Below are 19,711 nucleotides of genomic sequence, written 5' to 3'. Positions count from 1 at the left end.
ATATAGGACATATTCAATGAGCGAAAGCTTTGCTGATCTGTTTGAAGAATCCCTTCAATCACTAGACATGACTCCAGGTAAATTGGTAATTGGTGAAGTTGTTGATATCGACAGCGACTGGGTTACTGTACATGCTGGTCTAAAATCTGAAGCAATCATCCCGCGTTCTCAGTTCCTTAACGATGCTAACGAACTTGAGATCAAAATCGGTGACGACGTTAAAGTTGCACTAGAAGCGGTTGAAGATGGTTTCGGTGAAACTCGTCTGTCTCGTGAAAAAGCGAAACGCGCTGAAGCTTGGGAAGTTCTACAGACTAAATTTGAAGCTGAAGAAGTTGTTAAAGGCTACATCAGCGGCAAAGTTAAAGGCGGCTTCACAGTTAGCATCAACAACATTCAAGGCTTCCTACCAGGTTCTTTGGTAGACGTTCGCCCTGTACGTGACGTTGATCACCTAGAAGGCAAAGAGCTTGAATTCAAACTAATCAAGCTTGATCCTAAGCGTAACAACATCGTTGTTTCTCGCCGTGCAGTTCTTCAAGAAGCTAACAGTGCTCAGCGTGATGAGCTACTAGCTACTCTAGAAGAAGGTCAAGAAGTTAAAGGTTTCGTTAAGAACCTTACTAACTACGGTGCATTCATCGATCTTGGCGGTGTTGACGGTCTTCTACACATCACTGACATGGCTTGGAAGCGTATCTCTCACCCATCAGAGATGCTAAACCCAGGCGATGAGATCACTGTTAAGATCATCAAGTTCGACAAAGAATCTGGTCGTATCTCTCTAGGTCTTAAGCAGCTTTCTCAAGACCCATGGTCTCTTATCAAAGAACGTTACCCAGCTGGTGCTAAGTGCAAGGCACGCATCACTAACCTTACTGATTACGGCTGCTTCGCATCTATCGAAGACGGCGTAGAAGGTCTGGTACACGTTTCTGAAATGTCTTGGACTAACAAGAACATCCACCCATCTAAAGTTGTTCAGATCGGTGATGAGCTAGAAGTTATGATCCTAGACGTTGACGAAGAGCGTCGTCGTATTTCTCTAGGTATCAAACAGTGCACAGCTAACCCATGGGTTACTTTCGCTGAGCAGTTTGCTGCGAACGACAAAGTTACTGGTACTATCAAAACTATCACTGACTTCGGTATCTTCGTTGGCCTACAGGACGAGCTTGACGGTCTTGTTCACATGTCTGACATCACTTGGGAAGCTGATGCTGAAGCAGCTCTACGCCAGTTCAAGAAAGGCGAAGAAGTTGAAGCTGTTATCCTTTCTATCGATGCAGAGAAAGAGCGTATCTCTCTTGGTATCAAACAGCTTGAAAGCGATCCATTCGCTGAATTCGCTGCAGCTAACGACAAAGGCGCTATCGTAACTGGTAAAGTTACTTCTGTAGACGCTAAAGCAGCTGTTATCGAGCTAGCTGAAGGTATCGAAGGTACTCTGAAAGTATCTGAGATCTCTGTAGATCGCGTTGAAGATGCATCTACTGTTCTTAACGTTGGTGAAGAAGTAGAAGCTAAGATCATCACTCTTGATCGTCGCAACCGCGTTATCAACCTGTCTATCAAAGCGAAAGAACAGGCTGAAGAGAAAGCAGCAATCTCTGCTGTACGTAACGCTGAAGTTGAAGTATCTGGCCCAACTACAATTGGTGACCTGATCAAAGCTCAGCTAGACAACCAGAAGTAATCACTTCTTGTTGAAGCTAAAAAGCCGCAATCATTGATTGCGGCTTTTTTGTTTTCGTTAATTAAACTTAGCTAGCAAATCTATATCCACGCTTACCACTGCGCTTCACTTTATACATTGCATGATCAGCTTCTCTCAGAAGCACCTCAGCATTTTTATTCAACGCCCCTTCCTCTAAGAGCGAAATCCCTACGCTTACGCCAATACAGGCCTCTTGTTCCTTACCATTCATATCAGCGATCGAAAACGGCTCATTCATCACAGCAATAATCTTGGATGCAACTACTTCAACATCTTTAGCAGACTTTATCCCTGACATTAAGATAATAAATTCATCACCACCGATACGACCCACCGTATCCACAGCGCGCACTTGATGAACCAAACGTTTCCCAAATTCAACCAACACTTGATCACCCGCATCGTGACCAAAACTATCATTAACAGCTTTAAAACCATCAAGATCAACAAACATGATCGCAGCTGAACTCGCCTCCCGCTGCGCTTGAGCAATCACTTGAGTCATACGATCGCGACACAACCGCAAACTGGGCAGCCCGGTTAAGGCATCATAATGAGCAAGTTTATCTAACCTTACCTTGGCCTTTTCTGCCTGCTCAATCGCATTATGTAGCTCTGTAACGTCATATTCAGACACCAAAAGAAGGTAATCGCCCGTCAATGGATGACGGCTCGTACGGAGATCCACAACATGTCGGCGCACACCTTTACTCGTTACCATCAAATGCTCTGACTGCCCATCTTGATGCTGTCGCCCCCTCTCAAGAAGCTCAAACCCTTCTTTAACGTTGTGAAATCGGCACACAAACACAGAAGCATCATTATTCTGAGCATCAACAAAGCCATATAATTCTGCTGCGGCTGGATTTTCAAACATCGGCGTACCACTCATATCAAAACTAGTAACAGCAACTGATGTATAACGAATCGCTTCAGAAAAGATGAGATGCTCAGGTTGCTCGCCCAGATCAACCTGCTCACTAATAAACGCAATAATGCCACGGTGCTTTTCAGGACCAAGCAGCACTGCTTTATGTCGCATCAAGAGCGTTTTAGGTTTACCGTTTGGATAAGTTGTCCAAGGGTCAACTGTCATCCCTTGAGCCGCTGCTTTATAAAATGTTTGCTCGGTCCGCTTACGAGCACCTTCTGTATCAGCCGATAGGTCTTTATCAATCAAATCCTGAACAGTTGGCAGCCCCCAAAATTCGAGTGCGCGCTCATTTCCCCACCAGAAGCCATGTCGATCTAGATCAAAAATCCAAATAACATCAGGTACAAAATCGAACGCAGAAATTGCATCGAAATTATCGAGAACTGAGAGGTGATTAAATTGATCAGAAGTGCTCAAAGCCATTATCTCCAACTACGAGATATAACTTTATGTTAGGAAAACCCTAACAGCAAATTAGACATTACGCATAAAAAAAGCGCCTTAGGCGCTTTTCTACTATTCAATAATGTAATCTTCGAACTCTTCTTCGGTGATTTCATTATCTTTGACTTCGTACCAAGTTAGTACCGAAGCACCTGACTCAATCACCGTCTCTTGGCGCCCAGACAATAGCGGGTGCCATTCAGGAAGATCTTTGCCTTCATGAATTAAGCGGTAAGAACAGGTTGGCGGAAGCCAATGAAAGTCATCAACATCCTTAGGAGTAAGCTTGACGCAGTCAGGCACTAAAGAGCAACGCTCCTCATATTTGGTGCAACGACAGGTATCAAAATCTAGAAGGTGACAAACAACAGAGGTATAAAAAACCTCTTTTGTATCTTCATCTTCCAGCTTGTGGAGACAACAAAGCGCACAACCATCACAAAGAGATTCCCACTCCGAAGAGCTCATCTCTTGTAGACTCTTACTGCGCCAAAATACTTCTTGAGCTACCACTTAGCGAACACCAGTTTCCGGGCGATCTTTATGAAGATCAAGCATGTAGTCATCTTTTGGCGGCGGCATCTGCAAGAAATAACCCTTCTCATCTAGATCAGACAACACCTTTTCGGTATCAACCCTAGCCAGCTCACGATCAGCCGTTAAAGGAATATCCATCACATGCTTTGGCGAACCAAACATTTCTAATAGCGCTTCCGGCACTTTACTCAGTTGATCTCGCTTATCTACATAAAGATACATCTCATCTTTACGCGGGCTCAGGTAAACAGAGCATATTTTCATCGGTTAAGCACCTTCAGTTCTTAATTTTTCAATCTTTTGCAATTCGGCTAACAATTGAGATGCAAGAAGCTCCTGCCTCCAAGCCGTAATTTTTTCAGGTAAGCGATACTCACCCTCATCAACCCCTGAACGAATAAGTAGTTCCAACTCTTTTCTTCGCAATAAAATTTCAGGGGCGACATTTTGCTCTTCAGCTACACGACGCGCAATCGCCTTCAGCTTCTTAATATGTTTGTTCCAAAAGAAGTGCAGCGGTTTAGGAATAGGTGCAGGGCTGTTTTTAGCCGCACTTACCTGTCCATACTTTAAAAAGCCTAAAATTGCTTCGCCATCAGTACGAAGTATACGCTTTTTCACTTCATCTAGCCGCGATAACTCAGATAAACTGCGTGGCCACTTTTCCACTATTTGTAACAAAGCCTGATTTCTAAGGATTCTGTTACGTGGAACATCTCGCTTTCTCGCAATCTGTTCGCGCCATGCAGTTAGATCACGCAATGCTGCCATTTTGTGCTCTGGCAGATTCCACATTTGTGTGAAGCGACGGTAATAACCATAACCTTCAACATCATCCACCAGCGCTTCTGCTAAAAGCGCTTCATTCTCTTGCTCTGCCCAGTGATAACGCTGCAAAGCTTCCAGCTCTGATTTTTGCATATGGTATATGGCTGGAAGATAAGCCACATCTAGCGCTGCATATAATTCTTGGCTTGCTGTCAGAGGGCGCTGCAACCAATTAGAGGTGGTCTCATGTTTCGCTAATTGAATATCCAGCTTTTGCTCAAGCATTCGCTGAAGGCCCAATGAGAACCCCCAATTCAATACAGCCCCACCTAATTGCGTATCAAACAATGGCGTTGGCAGTACACCAAACATTTTCAGAAATAGTTCGAGATCTTCATTTGCTGCATGCATCAGCTTTACAACTGATCGATCAGCAAATAGATCAGCCAACGCACTAAAATCCTCGATCTCTAAAGGATCAATCAAGTAGCAAGATTGATCATCAGCAACTTGAATAAGCCCAGGGATAGGATAAAACGTTTCAACTCGCTGAAACTCTGTATCTAGGGCAATGACTGGAAGCGTACGCCATTTATCACAACACTCAACTAACGCATCTTCTGAACGAATCCAGACAGGTGTTCTTGCTGATACTTCTAGCTTTTTCCAACTATATTCTGTCATCTGGAGATTCTTACCTCAAAGCAGAGAACGCCTTCCCGCTATTGCGTGGGCTAACGTACCGCCATCCACGAATTCTAACTCTCCACCCACAGGAACCCCGTGAGCGATTCGAGAAACCTTTACATCCAGATCTTTCACTTGAGCAGCAATAAAATGAGCCGTTGCTTCGCCTTCTACCGTTGGATTAGTCGCAAGGATTAATTCTCGGATGTCGTTCGATCTAACCTTATCTAAAAGAAGATCAATACCCAGATCTTCAGGGCCTATGCCATCGATAGGCGACAGATGCCCCGAGAGCACAAAATAACGACCGTTATACCCACCCGTCTGCTCAACTGCCAACACATCTACTGGGGACTCGAGTACGCAAAGCAGATGCTTATCTCTTGTTTCTGACTGGCAAATATCACAAACATCCTGCTCGGATAAAGTACGACATTCACTGCAATGACCGATCTCTGCAACCGCTTTTTCAAGCGCAGCAGACAGAGATAACGCCCCTTCAGAATCACGTTCCAACAGATGAAAAGCCATTCGCTGAGCCGACTTAGGACCAACCCCCGGCAAACAACGTAAAGCGTTTATTAACTGCTGAATTAATGGACTGAATGACATCGATTAGAACGGCATATTGAAACCAGGAGGCATTCCCATACCACCGGTCACTTCAGACATTTTCTCTTGAGTGTAAGATTCGATTTTACGCACGGCATCATTTACCGCCGCAGCGATCAAATCTTCTAAGATCTCTTTGTCTTCTTCCATCAAGCTGTCATCAATATTGATGCTTTTAACGTCGTGACGACCGTTCATTACAACTTTCACAAGACCCGCACCAGACTCACCAGTTTGCTCTGCAAGTGCGATTTGCTCTTGTGCTCTTTGCAGGTTCTCCTGCATTTTTTGGGCCTGTTTCATCAGGTTACCCATACCGCCTTTCATCATATCTTTCCTCAATTAATTATCGATGGGAACCACGGACGAGAGTTCAATCCGTGCATCAAAATGCTCTTGGAGTAATTGTACCGTACTATCGTTACGAATAGATTCGACAGCTAATAGATGACGCTCTTCTCGTTTACGATTTATAAACTGTGCAGGGGTTTCCTGCTGCTGTTCAGCTTGTAAAAACTCAACCTGAACAGGGTTATTAAAGTAACCATTCAGTGCATCCGAAATACGCTGACACTGTACATCGTTCAGCATCGTCTTCTGCTCTTTGGTGTAATGTAAAACCATCGATTCAGGCGATATTTGTTCCAAAGAGAGATGAGTCGCTAAACTTTCGGTCATGCCACTTAGACCAAGGCTACGACTAATATGTACCCAGTCAGGAAGGGAGACTTCCGCTAAGTTACGCGAACACTCTACAACCTCGACACGTGTTTTAGAGATCTCACCAATATCTTCTGTTACTTCAGCTTGAAGCGCCGGTTCTGAAACAGGAGCCGCTGCTTCCATTTCAGAATATGAATTCTCCGCTGCACGATTAGAAGGCTCTGAATCATCAAAACCACCTACATCATCCATATCCCAAGGAGGTGGTTCATCTCCTTGGCTATTTAGCGCTTCAGGCTTTTTTGCAGGGCTTACCTCCGCCACGGGTGCTACCTGACTTGCCTGCCCTAATGGAGGAACATCTGATACTGGCGGCTCATACGGCGGTGGAGATTCTACTGCTGGAGATTGACTATCCGTCTGCGCTGGAGCCGGTTGCATTGGCGCAGATTGAGGCGAAGGTGCAGCCTGTGCAACAGGGGCTGATTGAATCGATTCAGCTGCAGGTGCCAGCACTTCCGCAGTTACAGGGTTATTAGCGGCCTGACTCACTTGTTGAGGCGAACTTGATGCAACCTGAACTTGGCGCGGCTGAGCACTAGCAGGACGAAATGCCAGCATTCTCAACAATACCATTTCCAAACCTTCACGTGGATCAGGAACAAAAGGAAGGTCCTTACGGCCCATCAAAGCAACTTGGTAATAGAGCTGAACGTCTTCAGCCGTTAATTTGCCAGCAAGTTCAATAATCTGATCTTTATCTCCCATGCTGTTATCCACAGCATCAGGGATCGTTTGCGCCATGGCGATACGGTGTAATACACCGATCAAATCACCTAGCACGGTATTATAGTCAGGTGAAAACTGAGCCAAATCAGTCACTGCCGCCATTAGGCCTTTAGCGTCTGATGCCGCTAAGCAGAACAACATCTGATAGACCAAACGCTGATCAATTGTGCCCAGCATAGCGCGAACATCTGCTTCACCAATCTGCCCAGCACCGAAAGCGATCGCCTGATCAGTCAAACTCATCGCATCACGCATGGAACCGTCTGCAGATCTCGCTAACAACCATAGTGCAGGTTCTTCAAACTGAATCTGCTCTGCTGTCAGAACTGTTCGCAGATGGTTAACGATTCGCTCAGGAATCAAGTTTTTAAGATTGAACTGCAAGCAACGAGATAAAATTGTGATCGGCAGCTTCTGAGGATCAGTTGTTGCTAATAGGAATTTAACATGCGGAGGTGGCTCCTCCAGCGTTTTAAGTAGCGCGTTAAACGAGTGAGTAGAAAGCATGTGCACCTCGTCTATAAGGTACACTTTGTAGCGTCCATGGGTCGGTGCATATTGCACGTTTTCCATCAGTTCACGCGTGTCTTCTACTTTCGTGCGCGAAGCCGCATCGACCTCAATAAGATCAACAAAACGCCCTTCGGCGATCTCTTTACAAGCAGAACATTGACCACAAGGCGTTGAAGACACGCCCTGTTCGCAGTTGAGAGATTTGGCAAACAATCGAGCAATCGATGTTTTACCGACACCACGGGTACCGGTAAAGAGGTAGGCATGATGTAAACGATCATCATCCAACGCATTAACCAGTGCTTTAAGCACGTGTTCTTGCCCTACCATCTCCTGAAATTTAGCAGGACGCCATTTACGCGCTAGAACCTGATAACTCATCTACTTTTGCTACTTATATCGTCTAAAAATATTGGCTCTATGCTACCTGTTGCGAGCGACTTGTACCAGTGAAACCTTATGCACTTCCCGTCACAAACCTGTTTCTAAGATCGCTTCTGTCTCTGTAATTGGAACTGGTTTAGAGAAATAGAAACCCTGAGCCGTATCGCACTTCAACTCAGTCAGAATCGCCAATTGTTCATCAGTTTCAACGCCCTCAGCAACCACTTTCATACCTAATGTATGCGCCATTGAAATGATCGTCGCCATGATCGCTTTTTCGGACTTGTTGCTGCCCAATTCGGCAGTGAATGCTTTATCGACTTTCAACACATCAACAGGTAAACGACGTAGATAGTTTAGAGAGGAATATCCGCTTCCAAAGTCATCCAATTCGATCGCAACCCCTTTAGCTCGAATAGCCTCAAGAACAGGTAAAACTCGATCTATATTCTCAATAACCGCTGTTTCGGTAATTTCTACACTCAAATATCCTTCAATTAGAGGATATTGGTCTAACTGTTTACTTAATTCAGATACCAAATCAGGACTTGCTAGCTGACGTGGTGATAGGTTGATAGAGACTCGCTCCCCCTCTTTCAACAATCCATGTTTCATCCACTGGTCAACTTGTTTAAAAACTGTCGCAAAAACCCAATTACCCAGAGGTAGGATCAATCCACTATTTTCAGCTACAGGAATAAACTCTGCAGGGGAAATACTATTGCCATCAAAATCAGTCCAACGAAGCAACGCTTCCAAGCCGATCACTTTTCTTGAGGTAAGGCATACTTTAGCTTGGTAATAGATTTCGAAGGATTCTGCATCAATGGCAGCACGAATGTCAGACTTCATCTGAATCTGTTGCAGATTTTTGCGGTTAAGCTCCGAATCGAAGAAGCATACTTGGTCACGTCCTCGGTTCTTAGCGCTGTACATGGCTGCATCTGCATGTTGTATCAAAGTTTCAGCACTATCAGCATCATGGGGATACATGGCAATGCCGATACTTGCCCCAATAAATACATCGCTATTTTTTAACCTGAACGGGCGTTTAAGGTCCTCCAAGACATTATTCGCTATAACCAAGGCCATATTGGCTTGAAAAATCCCTGGCAGAATCAGAATAAATTCATCCCCGCCCCAACGAACCACTGTATCTGAGCTACGTACCTTTTCTTTAATGCGATTCGCTGCTTCAACTAGCAATTGATCGCCATATTCATGACCTAAAGAATCATTCACATGCTTAAAGAAATCCAAGTCGATGAACACTAAGGCTAAAGACTCTTTATGCCTATTGGACAACTCCATGTCATGAGCTAAGCGTTCTTTACAGAAAGTCCGATTCGCGAGATTGGTCAAGGAATCATAGTAAGCAAGGTTGCGCAGAGAAGCCTCGGTTTTCTTTTGCTCCGAAATATCCGTAAATACACCAAAGTAACCGGTAACACTCTCTTGCTCATCTTTAATTGCTTTGACCGTGAGCCATTCGGGATAGATCTGACCATCTTTCTTGCGATTCCAGATCTCACCAGACCATAACCCTTTCTCCTCCAGCTCTCTCCACATTGCTTCATAAAACGAAGTTGGCTGTTTATGAGAGTTGAGGATATTTGGCGCTTGGCCAATCACTTCGTCCTTACTGTAGCCAGTAACCCTCTCAAATGCAGAGTTTGCTTCTACAATTCTGTTGTATTTATCCGTGACGATAATGCCGTCATTAGTGGTTTCAAAAATATATTGAGCTAGACGCAGGGCTTTATCTTTTTCCGCTCTATCACTCATATCGGTAGTAATCGTGCACACCGCATATAACTGACCATCATCATCAAAAAGAGGAAAACACTCACTGTAAAGAGACTTAAATTGCCCCCTACACTCGTAAGTTAACTCCCAGCTGTAATGCTGCTTCGATTGAACGACTTGTGCATCCCCCTCTCGAGAGGCATGGATCACGTCAGCAGGAATTTCCTTTTCAGCCACATCACCTTTTAGCTCATCCACCGAAGCTAAACCTGCAAATTTTAGATAAGCGGGGTTTGCTCTTAGATATTGACCTTCGACATCCCGAATCACGATCATCGATGGCGAGTTCTCTAGCAATTCGTCCAGCAAATCAACGTTAGCTTCTAGTTGAGCGTGTATAGAAGAGATCTGCTTTGCCATCTGACTGAATGCAGCTCCCAGCATTCCTAACTCATCACTCCCAGCTTGATCATCAAAAGCGGTTATCTGACCTCGTGAAAAAGATCTACTCGCTAAAACCAGCATCTGTACACGTGAAGTTACCAGTCGATTGATGACGAACATCAAAATCAGGGCAAGGAATAGCATAGCGACAGACAGTGCCGTAACTAATACAGCGAGCTGTTTTCTGATTGCTTCATTCACCTCTTTGTCACTTAGCGCAAGAATCATCACCCCCTGTTCTAGCTCTTGTTCTGGCTTACCAAATACAGGAAGATCAATCGGAATCAACGAATAAAGCACATTCTCTTTTTCAAAATAAGCATGCTGTAACATCTGCCTATCTCGAACTTGAATAATGGTATTGAGATCTAAATGGACGTCTACACGCCGACTGACGGTTTTACCTAGATCTTCATTATGAGACGAAAAGCGAATTTGGTTTGCAGAATCCACAACCAAAATTTTGCTTAACTGATCTGACTTTAGATTTTGACGGAACTCACGGTTTACACCTGCAGAATCCCCCCTTTCTATAAGATAATTCAGCGTGCTTTTAAGGCGTTTAGTAACATTTTGAGCTTCGTTTTCCAGCAGGGTCTGATGCTGTTTCTCAATAATAGGAGCAACAAAGAAAAGACAGCTAGGAATTATCAGTGCTGTAACAAGCACAATAATAACCGGTATAGAAAAGCGTAACGGTAAAGATAGTCGCATAAGAAAGCTTTAAATATATAAATACTTACCGGCTTAACATAGCTCACTGGATATAAGCCAGCTAGCGAAGTGCAGCCTAATTTACAAGATAATTGATAATTATAAATAAGGATAAGCTAAAACTATCCTCGCAAGCACCCCTATTTAGGTTTAAAATCATACAATTCCTAGGCTATGGTCAAGACTATGTTTAAGAAAAGCCCGAGCAAAGCGGAGTTACGCGATCAGCTAAATGCTGAGGTATCGCGTTTTCTGGAAAAAGGCGGGGAAATCAAACAAGTCGAAATGGGCGAATCAGGACTAGTAGATGGGCGCTATACCCATCATAAATCCAACTTTGAACGCACTAAGCCGCAAGAACGCACACCCGTTCACGGCCTTTTAGCCACGATCGATGCCCGCCGAAAAAGCAAAACCTCCACCGTAGCTAAAACTAAACGCGGAAAACCGCGTAAAAAAATCATCTACGATGACTTCGGCGAACCCGTAAGAACAGTTTGGATAGACGAATAACCTCTTCAGCTGTGAATGAATCCGCAGCTGCACAAGTAAAACCTAATCAAAATCAATGCTGAAATAGCGGAATGTATTTTTGCCCGCACGCTTGGCTTCGTACATCGCTGAATCAGCATGCTCAAATAGTTTCTCTGGCAAGTGGTCATCTGGGTAGATGGAGATACCAATACTCACACCCATCTTCAAATTTACACCGTTGTACGCAAACGGTTGCTGTACAGAATCAATAATCTTTTTAGCCACAACTTCAGCATCGTATTTAAATTCTAGCCCGGACAAGAAGATCACAAATTCATCGCCACCTAAGCGAGCTACACAATCAGATTCCCTAATACACTCGGTCAGACGCTGTGAAATATGCTGTAACGCTTTATCACCAGCTAAATGGCCATGGGTGTCATTAATCTCTTTAAAGCCATCCAAATCGAGATATAAAAGCGCTAGGATCGCTCCTTCCCTTTTAGCCTGAACCAAAGCCTGGGTTAACCTCTCGTTAAATAAGCTACGATTTGGTAAACGGGTTAGAGCATCATAATTAGCCCTGAAGCGTATTTCGTCTTCTTGCTCTTTGCGCTTACTAATATCCGTAAACAAAGCAATATATTCCAATGGCTCTCCATCTTCATCACGAACCATCGCGATGGTTTGCCATTGTGGATAAACCTCTCCAGATTTCCTTCGGTTCCAGATCTCACCTTCCCAGCGATTATTTTTTTGCAGCTCTTCAAACATCGACTTATAGAAAGATTCATCATGGTGGCCGGAGTTGAGTACTCTAGGACTTTGCCCTAGCACCTCTTTCGATTGATAACCGGTAATCTCATAAAAAGCTGGATTCACCATCGTGATAGCCCCATTTAGATCTGTCACCATGATCGCTTCAGATGCAGCATCAAATACCGTAGTTGCAACACGCATCCGTTCTTCGATCTGCTTATATGCAGTTACATCTTCCTTCACAGAGATATAGTGAGTCACCTCTCCATTTTCAGAGCTAACTGGAGAGATAGAAGTTTTATCCCAATAAACACTGCCATCTTTACGGCGGTTACACAGCTCCCCTTTCCAAGTTTGACCACTCGTAATGGTTTGCCAAAGGTCAATATAATCTTCTTTCTCTGTCTCTCCAGACTGAAGTAGCCTTGGGTTTTTCCCAATTACTTCATCCTCACTGTAACCTGAGGTTTGATAAAAACATGGGTTGGCGTATGTAATAACCCCATCACTGTCAGTCATCACTACTGCAACTGGACTCTGCTCTACTGCCTGCGATAGTTCTTTCAGGTGCAAGTTTTCGCTGGTTTTATCCTTTTCATACTTCTCGAGACGCGCCCCCATAATGTTAAAAGCTTGAGCGGTTTCAATAAGCTCACCACAAGACTCTTCAGAAACACGGTAGTTAAAATTACCAGCTGCAATATGACTACTTGCCTCTCTTAGATGAGACAACTGCTTGGATATCACCCTAAGCGCTAAATGTGCTCCAATAACCATTAGCAAAATTTCAAACAGCGCTAAACCTAATACTTGATAGCTTGCTCCTTGAACAAGAAAATTAGTTTGCTCCGCCGGCAAACCATAGTGAATTTCATAAGATGATCCATTTGCACCACGCAGTAACAACTGCTGGTTAATCATATCTCCACCATCCCCCCATAACACAGCGAGACCATGTGTATGAGGCATATTGTGCCCACCTATAGAGATGATTGACGACCCGTTCTGATCATAAATTTGTAAATACGCCAACGAACGAGTTTGCATTAACTCGTTTACTTTAACCCCTAATCCATCTCGGTGATCTGTATTTAATTCGGGCAAAAGAGTAATGCCTAAAAATGTGTTAACTATTTGAACCCGTTGTTCTACTTCTGCTGTAGCAGTGGTTCTAAGGAGATTTAAAGTCAGTGCGGACAACGCAGCAAGAAAGGCTAGACCGAGAACTATCACGGCCAAAATTATTTTGGTTTTGTACTTCATAGCAAACCGTTAACGCATTTTTTATAGTAATTAGACTGAAAAGCCGTTCAATATTAATACAATCTAAATGAACGTAAAATTACTCTCTAGTACTTAGAAACCCTTATTTTTTTGTTGTTTTAATCATCAAGAGTTAGCCACAATTATACAGACCAAAAAATCGATTTGTTCATAAGGTTTAAAAGCTTTTCCCATCAATCCGTGGGATAATTAAAAGATAAGTTTTAACCTGATAGATAAGTGGTGCAGCCCAAATGACTTCTCTTACGATTACACGCCCTGATGATTGGCATATTCACCTACGTGATGGTGTTCAGCTTAAAGACACTGTCCGTGACGTGAGCCGCTATATGGGTCGCGCAATCATCATGCCGAACCTAGTTCCACCTGTAACTAACACAGAAGAGGCGCTAAGCTACCGCCAACGCATCATGGATCAAAAGCCACAAGGCAACTTCGATCCTTTAATGGTGTTATATCTAACAGATAACACTGACCCTGCTGACATCAAGAAAGCGAAGGATACAGGCAAGGTTTACGCAGCCAAACTATACCCTGCTGGTGCTACTACAAATTCCGATTCAGGTGTAACTTCCGTTAAGAATATTTATCCTGTTCTTGAAGCAATGGAAGAAGCAGGCATGCTGCTATTGATTCACGGCGAAGTAACCGATGGCGATATTGATATCTTCGATCGTGAAAAAATCTTTATCGAAACGATTTTGAAAGATGTGGTAAATGACTTCCCTAACTTAAAAATCGTACTTGAGCACATCACAACTAAAGATGCTGCCGAGTTCGTTGAGTCGGCTGGGGATAACGTTGCTGCTACCATTACAGCTCACCACCTACTTTACAACCGTAACCACATGTTGGCTGGCGGTATCCGCCCGCATTATTACTGCTTGCCAATTCTTAAGCGTAACATTCACCAAGATGCACTGATTAAAGCAGCGACTTCTGGCAGTAAAAAGTTCTTCTTAGGAACAGATTCAGCGCCTCACATGAAGCACGCCAAAGAAGCTGCATGTGGTTGTGCAGGTTCCTACACGGCTCACGCTGCGATTGAACTGTACGCTGAAACATTTGAAGCAGCTGACGCGCTTGATAAGCTAGAAGCGTTCGCAAGTTTGAATGGCCCAGACTTCTACGGTCTACCGCGCAATACAGATACCATCACTTTGGTTAAAGAAAGCTGGGATGTACCAGCAACTTACCCACTTGGTGAAGATAATGTGGTTCCTATTCGCGCAGGCGAGCAAATTGCGTGGAAAGTAAAATAACCTGACATTCGATCAACAGGTTATATATCTTAGGGGGCCTATCTTAGCTCCCTAAGATAATCGTCAAGCTGATAGCTCTTGTAAGCTCATATATTCAGCTAGAATTTTTCGCACACTTTCATTCCCTTGAGCCTGCATACGCTGATAATGGCTGATATTCTGTCTTAAGTACTGTTGATGATCGTCTTTCGCTAGATCCCACATAAATCCGCCAACTGCAGGAATCTCAACATCACTTAACGTAGATAGATGGATCGCTTCATAATAGCGTCCTCCATCTTTAACAATCTTCTCGTTAACCAACCCCAAACCTAATGCCTTTACACCACTACGTACTTTATGAAGTTGTCGTACTGGACAGATAAGAAAGTCGATGTCGCAATTAGGATTATGTTGCAAGACGGCCTGAACCATATCTAGCGTCAGGTCACCACCTACACCGGCAATAATAAGTAGATGACGATGCTGAATATTCGTAGCAGTTTCGGGAAGGGCCAAACGGAGCTTTTGAAGATCTTCACAATGAACTTGCCAGCGTTCAGTTGAATAATCGCTACCAGCTAAATGCTTTTCAAGTTTGTTGGTAATGGATTCCACTACATCCAAAAAGTGTACTTGAGCCTCAGGCTTTGCCTGCAAAATAGCCTGACCTAAATAACCATGGTCACAGCAACAATCCCAAATATGGTCATATTGACCATTAATCATTTCCAATATTGAATTCAAACGAGGTGAAAGACTCAAACTCTATATTTCCCGATATAAAAATCTATTTTTTCAAACAAAAAAATAGATTTTACCATTGTCTTTTAGCGAAAAATCAACAACTATCTATAGTAGTGTTTGTTGTAGTAAAAGCGTCCGCAGGTAAACGCATTTATGAAACCGTTAAGATTCCCCCTAAGATTCATCCTATTGACGGCTATGCTGTGCGTTTCCGTAGTTCCTATCGCCCTATTTTCCTATTGGACGATTCAAAATGCACTAGAGAAAGAGTTTGCTGCTGTTCATGAAAAGCATCTTTTACTTGCGCACAACACAACCGCTGCACTAGATCGTTATGCCCTCGATGTAAAAGCGGTGTATGACACAAGTGCTCAACTCGCGCAAAACCTTCACTTCCATCCAGAACAGATCTCTTTGATGGAACAGCTCAACATACTCGCTTTTGCACAATATGATTCTTCAGGAGACCTAATCGAAAGATACTACGGTCAAGCAGTTTTAGTACCGCCATCATTATCTGAAATAGAAATGATACCAGCAGAGATAAAACCAGAGATTCAATTCTCTAAAATTTTCATCTCAGAAAACGCTCCACCTACCATCTATCTTACGTCTGTAGGCCCCAAATCTAATATCTGGATTGCGGCTATTAACCCAAACTACCTTTACAACATTCAGAAATCTATTAGCTTTGGCGATAAAGGGCATGCAGCAATAGTTGATCAATTTGGCTCCGTGATCGCTCACCCTAACCCGTCCTGGGAACAAGCAGGAAAGAACATAGCCAAAATCAGCATCATCAAGCAAATGATGCGAGGAGAGTCTGGAGTAGCACAATTTTATTCTCCTGCGATGAATGCCGACATGATCGCTGGTTTTGCGACCGTACCAACCACAGGTTGGGGAGTAATGATTCCACAACCAACATCGGAGTTGGAATCAAAACTTAAAGATTTAAAACAGGTGACCCACTTAATAGCCGCTCTCTGTTTTATCATCGTTGCGCTATTAAGTTGGTGGATCTCAGGCATTGTTGTGAAACCAGTTAAACGACTGATCAAGATGACAAAGGACCTTTCGCATCACCAATACCCTCTCCCATTCAAAAAAGATGACTCGTTAACCAGTATCGAGATAGACACCTTAGTGACTAGCTTCAATACTATGGCTGAGGAAGTAGACCGCGGCCAAAAGGAGTTAGAAAAGCGAGTAATTGAACGTACAGAAGAATTACACAAAGCAGAAAAACAAGCTCGCCACTTAGCATCCCACGATTTAGTCACAGGTCTACCGAATCGTATTGCTATCCGCGCAGATGCGCAAAAACGCATTCATCGAAATGAGCCATTCACCCTGCTCTTTATAGACTTGGATGGGTTTAAACCGATCAATGACCAATACGGCCATCAAATGGGCGACCGTTTACTCAAAGCGTTCGGAGAAAGGCTACGATCAAATTTGGGTGAAAACGACAACATCGCCCGCTATGGAGGCGATGAATTTATCGTACTTCTGGATACTGACAATACAGAGAGTGCAAAGGAGACTGCAGAACAGCTATTAACCTACACACGCAATCCCTTTGCATTTGGCGAATATAAAGTCAGTATTCAAGCGAGTATTGGTCTAGCTCAATCCAAGCCCGATACACATGATCTAGACCAAATTATCCACGATGCAGACATCGCTATGTACAATGCTAAGAAAGCTGGCAAGAACTGCATCGTTTGTAGCTCAGTGTAAATATGTGTTACCAAGAAGGCTCTCAACAATCCAATTACGAAACGGATAGATCCCCTAAGATAGCCTTCGTTTCCATAAACTCTTCGATTCCGTACAGCCCCCACTCTCGACCGTTGCCCGATTGTTTATAACCACCAAATGGCGCTTTGATATCAACCGGCGCACCATTGAGATGAACCATACCGGTTCTCATCTGAGCGGCTATTGATTTTGCTCGTTCCAAATCACTTGAGTAGACACCACCGGAAAGGCCATAAATACTGTCATTAGCGATTGCTACCGCCTCTTCTTCAGAGCGATAAGTCATGATGCTAACCACCGGCCCAAATATCTCTTCTTGAGCAATGGTCATATCAGGCGTAACACCTGCGAATACCGTCGGCTTTACATAACAGCCTAATGAACAACCTTCAGGTAAACCAATACCACCAGCAACGAGTTCAGCGCCTTCATCCATGCCCTTTTGAATCAGAGCTTGTACGCGTTGCCATTGCAATTCTGATACCACCGGCCCCATCACTGTTTCTTCTGATTGAGGATCACCTACAACAATTAAATCCGCTGTTTTTTTGGCGATCTCAATGGTTTCTTTCAAACGTGATTCAGGGACTAATAAGCGTGTTTGAGCATTACAAGACTGGCCCGAGTTACCCATCACCGCTCTCACACAACGAGAAATAACTTTAGAGAAATCAGCATCGTCCAGAACAATGGCTGCGGACTTTCCGCCCAACTCTAAAGAGACCTTTTTTAAGTTTGCAGCTGCAGCAATAGAGACTTGCTTGCCTGCTTCTGTAGACCCCGTAAATGAGATCATATCGATCTTAGGGTGAGCACTCAGCGCAGCACCTACAGCTGCCCCTGTACCATCGATTAAATTGAAAACGCCCGAAGGAACCCCAGCTGCATGCATAATGTCTGCAAATATGTGCGCTGTGCGCGGAGCGATCTCACTAGGTTTTAGTACAACCGCACAACCTGCAGCAATAGCTGGCGCAACTTTACAGGTGATTTGATTTAACGGCCAATTCCAAGGCGTAATAAGACCGCAAACACCAATCGGTTCTTTAACGATACGGGTCGAGCCAATAACCTCAGTGAAATCATGCTTTTTAAGCAGACTTAAAGCCGCCTTAAAATGCCCTAACCCAGCCGGCACTTGAGCTTGGCGCGATAAACCCAATGGCGCGCCCATCTCTTCAGTAGTCGCCTCGACAAGTGCTTCGGCACGCTTTTCATATTCAGTAATAATACGCTGTAAAAGCGCGACTCTCTCTTCTTTGGAGGTTTGCGAGAAAGATGCAAAGGCAGCAACAGCTGCGTCAACAGCGAGATCGACATCATCATTATTACCAAGGCTAATTTGAGAGACAACCTCATTGGTCGCCGGATTAAAAACATCCAAGACGTCATTGCCTGATGACTTAATCCATTCACCATTAATATAGAATTTTTTTAAATCATTCATATCTCTCTATCCTTTCTATCGTCTCTCAAACATAGACCATTCATGCCGAAGCAGGCACAAAAAAAGCCGCGTTTGCGGCTTTTCTCATAGAAGCATTACACACCGATAATCGCTGCGATAAAACCGATCAAACCACCAAAGACACCACCCCAGACAACCAGCCAACCTAAATGTTCGCGAATCATCTGCTGTACAATCTCTTTGACCAAACTAGGTGTCAGTTCATCTAATCGCTGCTGAACAATGACTTCAACCTTTTCTTGCATCTCAGCCATAACATCAGGGCTTTCAAGCTCGTCTTTTAATAGAGTGATAAAATTTTCATCACGTGTCATCTCTTCAATTGAGCTTTTCATCTTTTCCACAAAAGGCTCTCTTAAAGGCTCAAGCGCATCGGTGCCACCCACCATGGCTAGCATACCCCCAAATGGAGAGTTTTGGATAACCTCGATAAGCGAATCAAAAGTCGGAGCAAAATCGACTTTTTCAATTACTGGCGCTAAATGTAGATCAGGCTGTTTACCATTATCAGCACTTAGAAAACGCTCAATATTCTCTTCAGTAAAAAATTGCTCCATCATTAAGGTTTTGATGCCGCGCTTAAAATCTTGGAAACGTGCAGGGATCACTCCTGAGCCATACAGCCCTGGAACTTTCTCAAACAACATATGTACAGCTAACCAATTGGTTAGCGCACCAGATAGAGCAAACAAGCCAACGGTCAATAACACACGATCATCTGTAATCAGACCCGCCGCAAATGCAGTAAAGGCAAGCAGATTCGTTAGAAGGCTTTTATTCATCGGTATTCATCTCAAGAAATATTTTTTTGGCGATCATATAGGGCTAAGGGGCGGTTTTAAAGCTCTAAAACCTTAGATCACTTATAGCATGATGTCAGTTTTACATTAAGAGTGAGATCTCAAATTGCTACATCATTATGCGTAGCACTAGGGAAACTACGAATAAGTCTTATGCTTTCTCAGTGGGTTATAAAACGACCAGATACGCGAAAGCCGGCGCAGTGACATGTCTAGACCTTT

At 43.7% G+C, this 19,711-nt stretch carries 16 protein-coding genes; 4 read left to right on the top strand and 12 right to left on the bottom strand.

Features of this window, described 5'->3' with window-relative positions:
* Positions 1–16: 16 nt before the first annotated feature.
* Positions 17–1,696, top strand: a complete 1,680-nt coding sequence (rpsA, locus tag ACMXYT_RS05430) for a 30S ribosomal protein S1 (RefSeq protein ID WP_415885208.1) — start codon at positions 17–19, stop codon at positions 1,694–1,696.
* Between the two features lie 67 nt (positions 1,697–1,763).
* On the opposite strand, the gene ACMXYT_RS05425 is transcribed toward rpsA, so the two are convergent.
* The 8 genes from ACMXYT_RS05425 to ACMXYT_RS05390 form a co-directional block, all read right to left on the bottom strand.
* Positions 1,764–3,068, bottom strand: a complete 1,305-nt coding sequence (locus ACMXYT_RS05425; protein WP_415904044.1) for a diguanylate cyclase domain-containing protein — start codon at positions 3,066–3,068, stop codon at positions 1,764–1,766.
* A 99-nt stretch (positions 3,069–3,167) separates the two neighbouring features.
* Positions 3,168–3,608 carry a YcgN family cysteine cluster protein gene (locus ACMXYT_RS05420; RefSeq protein WP_415904045.1) on the bottom strand — a complete coding sequence of 147 codons (441 nt, stop codon included), beginning with the start codon at positions 3,606–3,608 and terminating at the stop codon, positions 3,168–3,170.
* Entirely contained in the window at positions 3,609–3,896 is a 288-nt protein-coding gene (locus ACMXYT_RS05415; RefSeq protein ID WP_415896574.1) for a YcgL domain-containing protein, read from the bottom strand.
* Between the two features lie 3 nt (positions 3,897–3,899).
* Positions 3,900–5,084 carry a ribonuclease D gene (gene rnd, locus ACMXYT_RS05410; RefSeq protein WP_415911974.1) on the bottom strand — a complete coding sequence of 395 codons (1,185 nt, stop codon included), beginning with the start codon at positions 5,082–5,084 and terminating at the stop codon, positions 3,900–3,902.
* A 15-nt stretch (positions 5,085–5,099) separates the two neighbouring features.
* On the bottom strand, positions 5,100–5,699 hold the full coding sequence (gene recR, locus ACMXYT_RS05405; RefSeq protein ID WP_415904047.1) for a recombination mediator RecR: 600 nt from the start codon (positions 5,697–5,699) through the stop codon (positions 5,100–5,102).
* A gap of 3 nt (positions 5,700–5,702) precedes the next feature.
* A complete protein-coding gene (locus ACMXYT_RS05400; RefSeq protein WP_415911973.1) occupies positions 5,703–6,029 on the bottom strand; it encodes a YbaB/EbfC family nucleoid-associated protein in 327 nt (108 codons plus the stop codon).
* 12 nt (positions 6,030–6,041) lie between these two features.
* Positions 6,042–8,045 carry a DNA polymerase III subunit gamma/tau gene (gene dnaX / locus ACMXYT_RS05395; RefSeq protein WP_415911972.1) on the bottom strand — a complete coding sequence of 668 codons (2,004 nt, stop codon included), beginning with the start codon at positions 8,043–8,045 and terminating at the stop codon, positions 6,042–6,044.
* A gap of 90 nt (positions 8,046–8,135) precedes the next feature.
* The gene (locus ACMXYT_RS05390) at positions 8,136–10,952 is read right to left on the bottom strand and encodes an EAL domain-containing protein (protein WP_415911971.1); all 2,817 of its coding nucleotides are present in this window, start codon (positions 10,950–10,952) and stop codon (positions 8,136–8,138) included.
* A gap of 186 nt (positions 10,953–11,138) precedes the next feature.
* On the opposite strand from ACMXYT_RS05390, the gene ACMXYT_RS05385 reads away from it, so the two are divergent.
* The gene (locus ACMXYT_RS05385) at positions 11,139–11,465 is read left to right on the top strand and encodes a hypothetical protein (RefSeq protein ID WP_415911970.1); all 327 of its coding nucleotides are present in this window, start codon (positions 11,139–11,141) and stop codon (positions 11,463–11,465) included.
* Between the two features lie 42 nt (positions 11,466–11,507).
* On the opposite strand, the gene ACMXYT_RS05380 is transcribed toward ACMXYT_RS05385, so the two are convergent.
* Complete coding sequence (locus tag ACMXYT_RS05380; protein ID WP_415911969.1) at positions 11,508–13,448, bottom strand: diguanylate cyclase domain-containing protein; 1,941 nt, start codon at positions 13,446–13,448, stop codon at positions 11,508–11,510.
* Between the two features lie 254 nt (positions 13,449–13,702).
* Between ACMXYT_RS05380 and pyrC the strand changes: the two genes are divergently transcribed.
* On the top strand, positions 13,703–14,731 hold the full coding sequence (pyrC, locus tag ACMXYT_RS05375) for a dihydroorotase (protein ID WP_415911968.1): 1,029 nt from the start codon (positions 13,703–13,705) through the stop codon (positions 14,729–14,731).
* Between the two features lie 63 nt (positions 14,732–14,794).
* Here the strand turns inward: pyrC and ACMXYT_RS05370 are convergent, their stop codons facing one another.
* A complete protein-coding gene (locus tag ACMXYT_RS05370) occupies positions 14,795–15,475 on the bottom strand; it encodes an SAM-dependent methyltransferase (protein ID WP_415900570.1) in 681 nt (226 codons plus the stop codon).
* Between the two features lie 135 nt (positions 15,476–15,610).
* Here ACMXYT_RS05370 and ACMXYT_RS05365 point away from each other — a divergent pair, with 135 nt between their 5' ends.
* On the top strand, positions 15,611–17,200 hold the full coding sequence (locus tag ACMXYT_RS05365) for a diguanylate cyclase domain-containing protein (RefSeq protein WP_415900568.1): 1,590 nt from the start codon (positions 15,611–15,613) through the stop codon (positions 17,198–17,200).
* A 34-nt stretch (positions 17,201–17,234) separates the two neighbouring features.
* Here the strand turns inward: ACMXYT_RS05365 and ACMXYT_RS05360 are convergent, their stop codons facing one another.
* Positions 17,235–18,668, bottom strand: coding sequence for an aldehyde dehydrogenase family protein (locus ACMXYT_RS05360; protein ID WP_415900567.1), 1,434 nt, complete (start codon positions 18,666–18,668; stop codon positions 17,235–17,237).
* 95 nt (positions 18,669–18,763) lie between these two features.
* On the bottom strand, positions 18,764–19,471 hold the full coding sequence (locus tag ACMXYT_RS05355) for a DUF445 domain-containing protein (RefSeq protein WP_415900566.1): 708 nt from the start codon (positions 19,469–19,471) through the stop codon (positions 18,764–18,766).
* Positions 19,472–19,711 lie beyond the last annotated feature (240 nt).

Origin of the sequence: Neptuniibacter sp. QD37_11, from assembly GCF_047778105.1 — a bacterium.
GTDB lineage: Bacteria > Pseudomonadota > Gammaproteobacteria > Pseudomonadales > Balneatricaceae > Neptuniibacter.
The sequence above is the reverse complement of the archived record's forward strand: the minus strand, read 5'-3'. Positions and strand labels throughout refer to the sequence as shown.

Coding starts and splice junctions, on each gene's coding strand:
- recR (WP_415904047.1), bottom strand. CDS start 5,699: ATGTCATTCAGTCCATTAATTCAGCAGTTAATAAACGCTTTACGTTGT.
- ACMXYT_RS05365 (WP_415900568.1), top strand. CDS start 15,611: ATGAAACCGTTAAGATTCCCCCTAAGATTCATCCTATTGACGGCTATG.
- rpsA (WP_415885208.1), top strand. CDS start 17: ATGAGCGAAAGCTTTGCTGATCTGTTTGAAGAATCCCTTCAATCACTA.
- rnd (WP_415911974.1), bottom strand. CDS start 5,084: ATGACAGAATATAGTTGGAAAAAGCTAGAAGTATCAGCAAGAACACCT.
- pyrC (WP_415911968.1), top strand. CDS start 13,703: ATGACTTCTCTTACGATTACACGCCCTGATGATTGGCATATTCACCTA.
- ACMXYT_RS05400 (WP_415911973.1), bottom strand. CDS start 6,029: ATGATGAAAGGCGGTATGGGTAACCTGATGAAACAGGCCCAAAAAATG.
- ACMXYT_RS05360 (WP_415900567.1), bottom strand. CDS start 18,668: ATGAATGATTTAAAAAAATTCTATATTAATGGTGAATGGATTAAGTCA.
- ACMXYT_RS05380 (WP_415911969.1), bottom strand. CDS start 13,448: ATGAAGTACAAAACCAAAATAATTTTGGCCGTGATAGTTCTCGGTCTA.
- ACMXYT_RS05390 (WP_415911971.1), bottom strand. CDS start 10,952: ATGCGACTATCTTTACCGTTACGCTTTTCTATACCGGTTATTATTGTG.
- ACMXYT_RS05385 (WP_415911970.1), top strand. CDS start 11,139: ATGTTTAAGAAAAGCCCGAGCAAAGCGGAGTTACGCGATCAGCTAAAT.
- ACMXYT_RS05415 (WP_415896574.1), bottom strand. CDS start 3,896: ATGAAAATATGCTCTGTTTACCTGAGCCCGCGTAAAGATGAGATGTAT.
- ACMXYT_RS05355 (WP_415900566.1), bottom strand. CDS start 19,471: ATGAATAAAAGCCTTCTAACGAATCTGCTTGCCTTTACTGCATTTGCG.
- dnaX (WP_415911972.1), bottom strand. CDS start 8,045: ATGAGTTATCAGGTTCTAGCGCGTAAATGGCGTCCTGCTAAATTTCAG.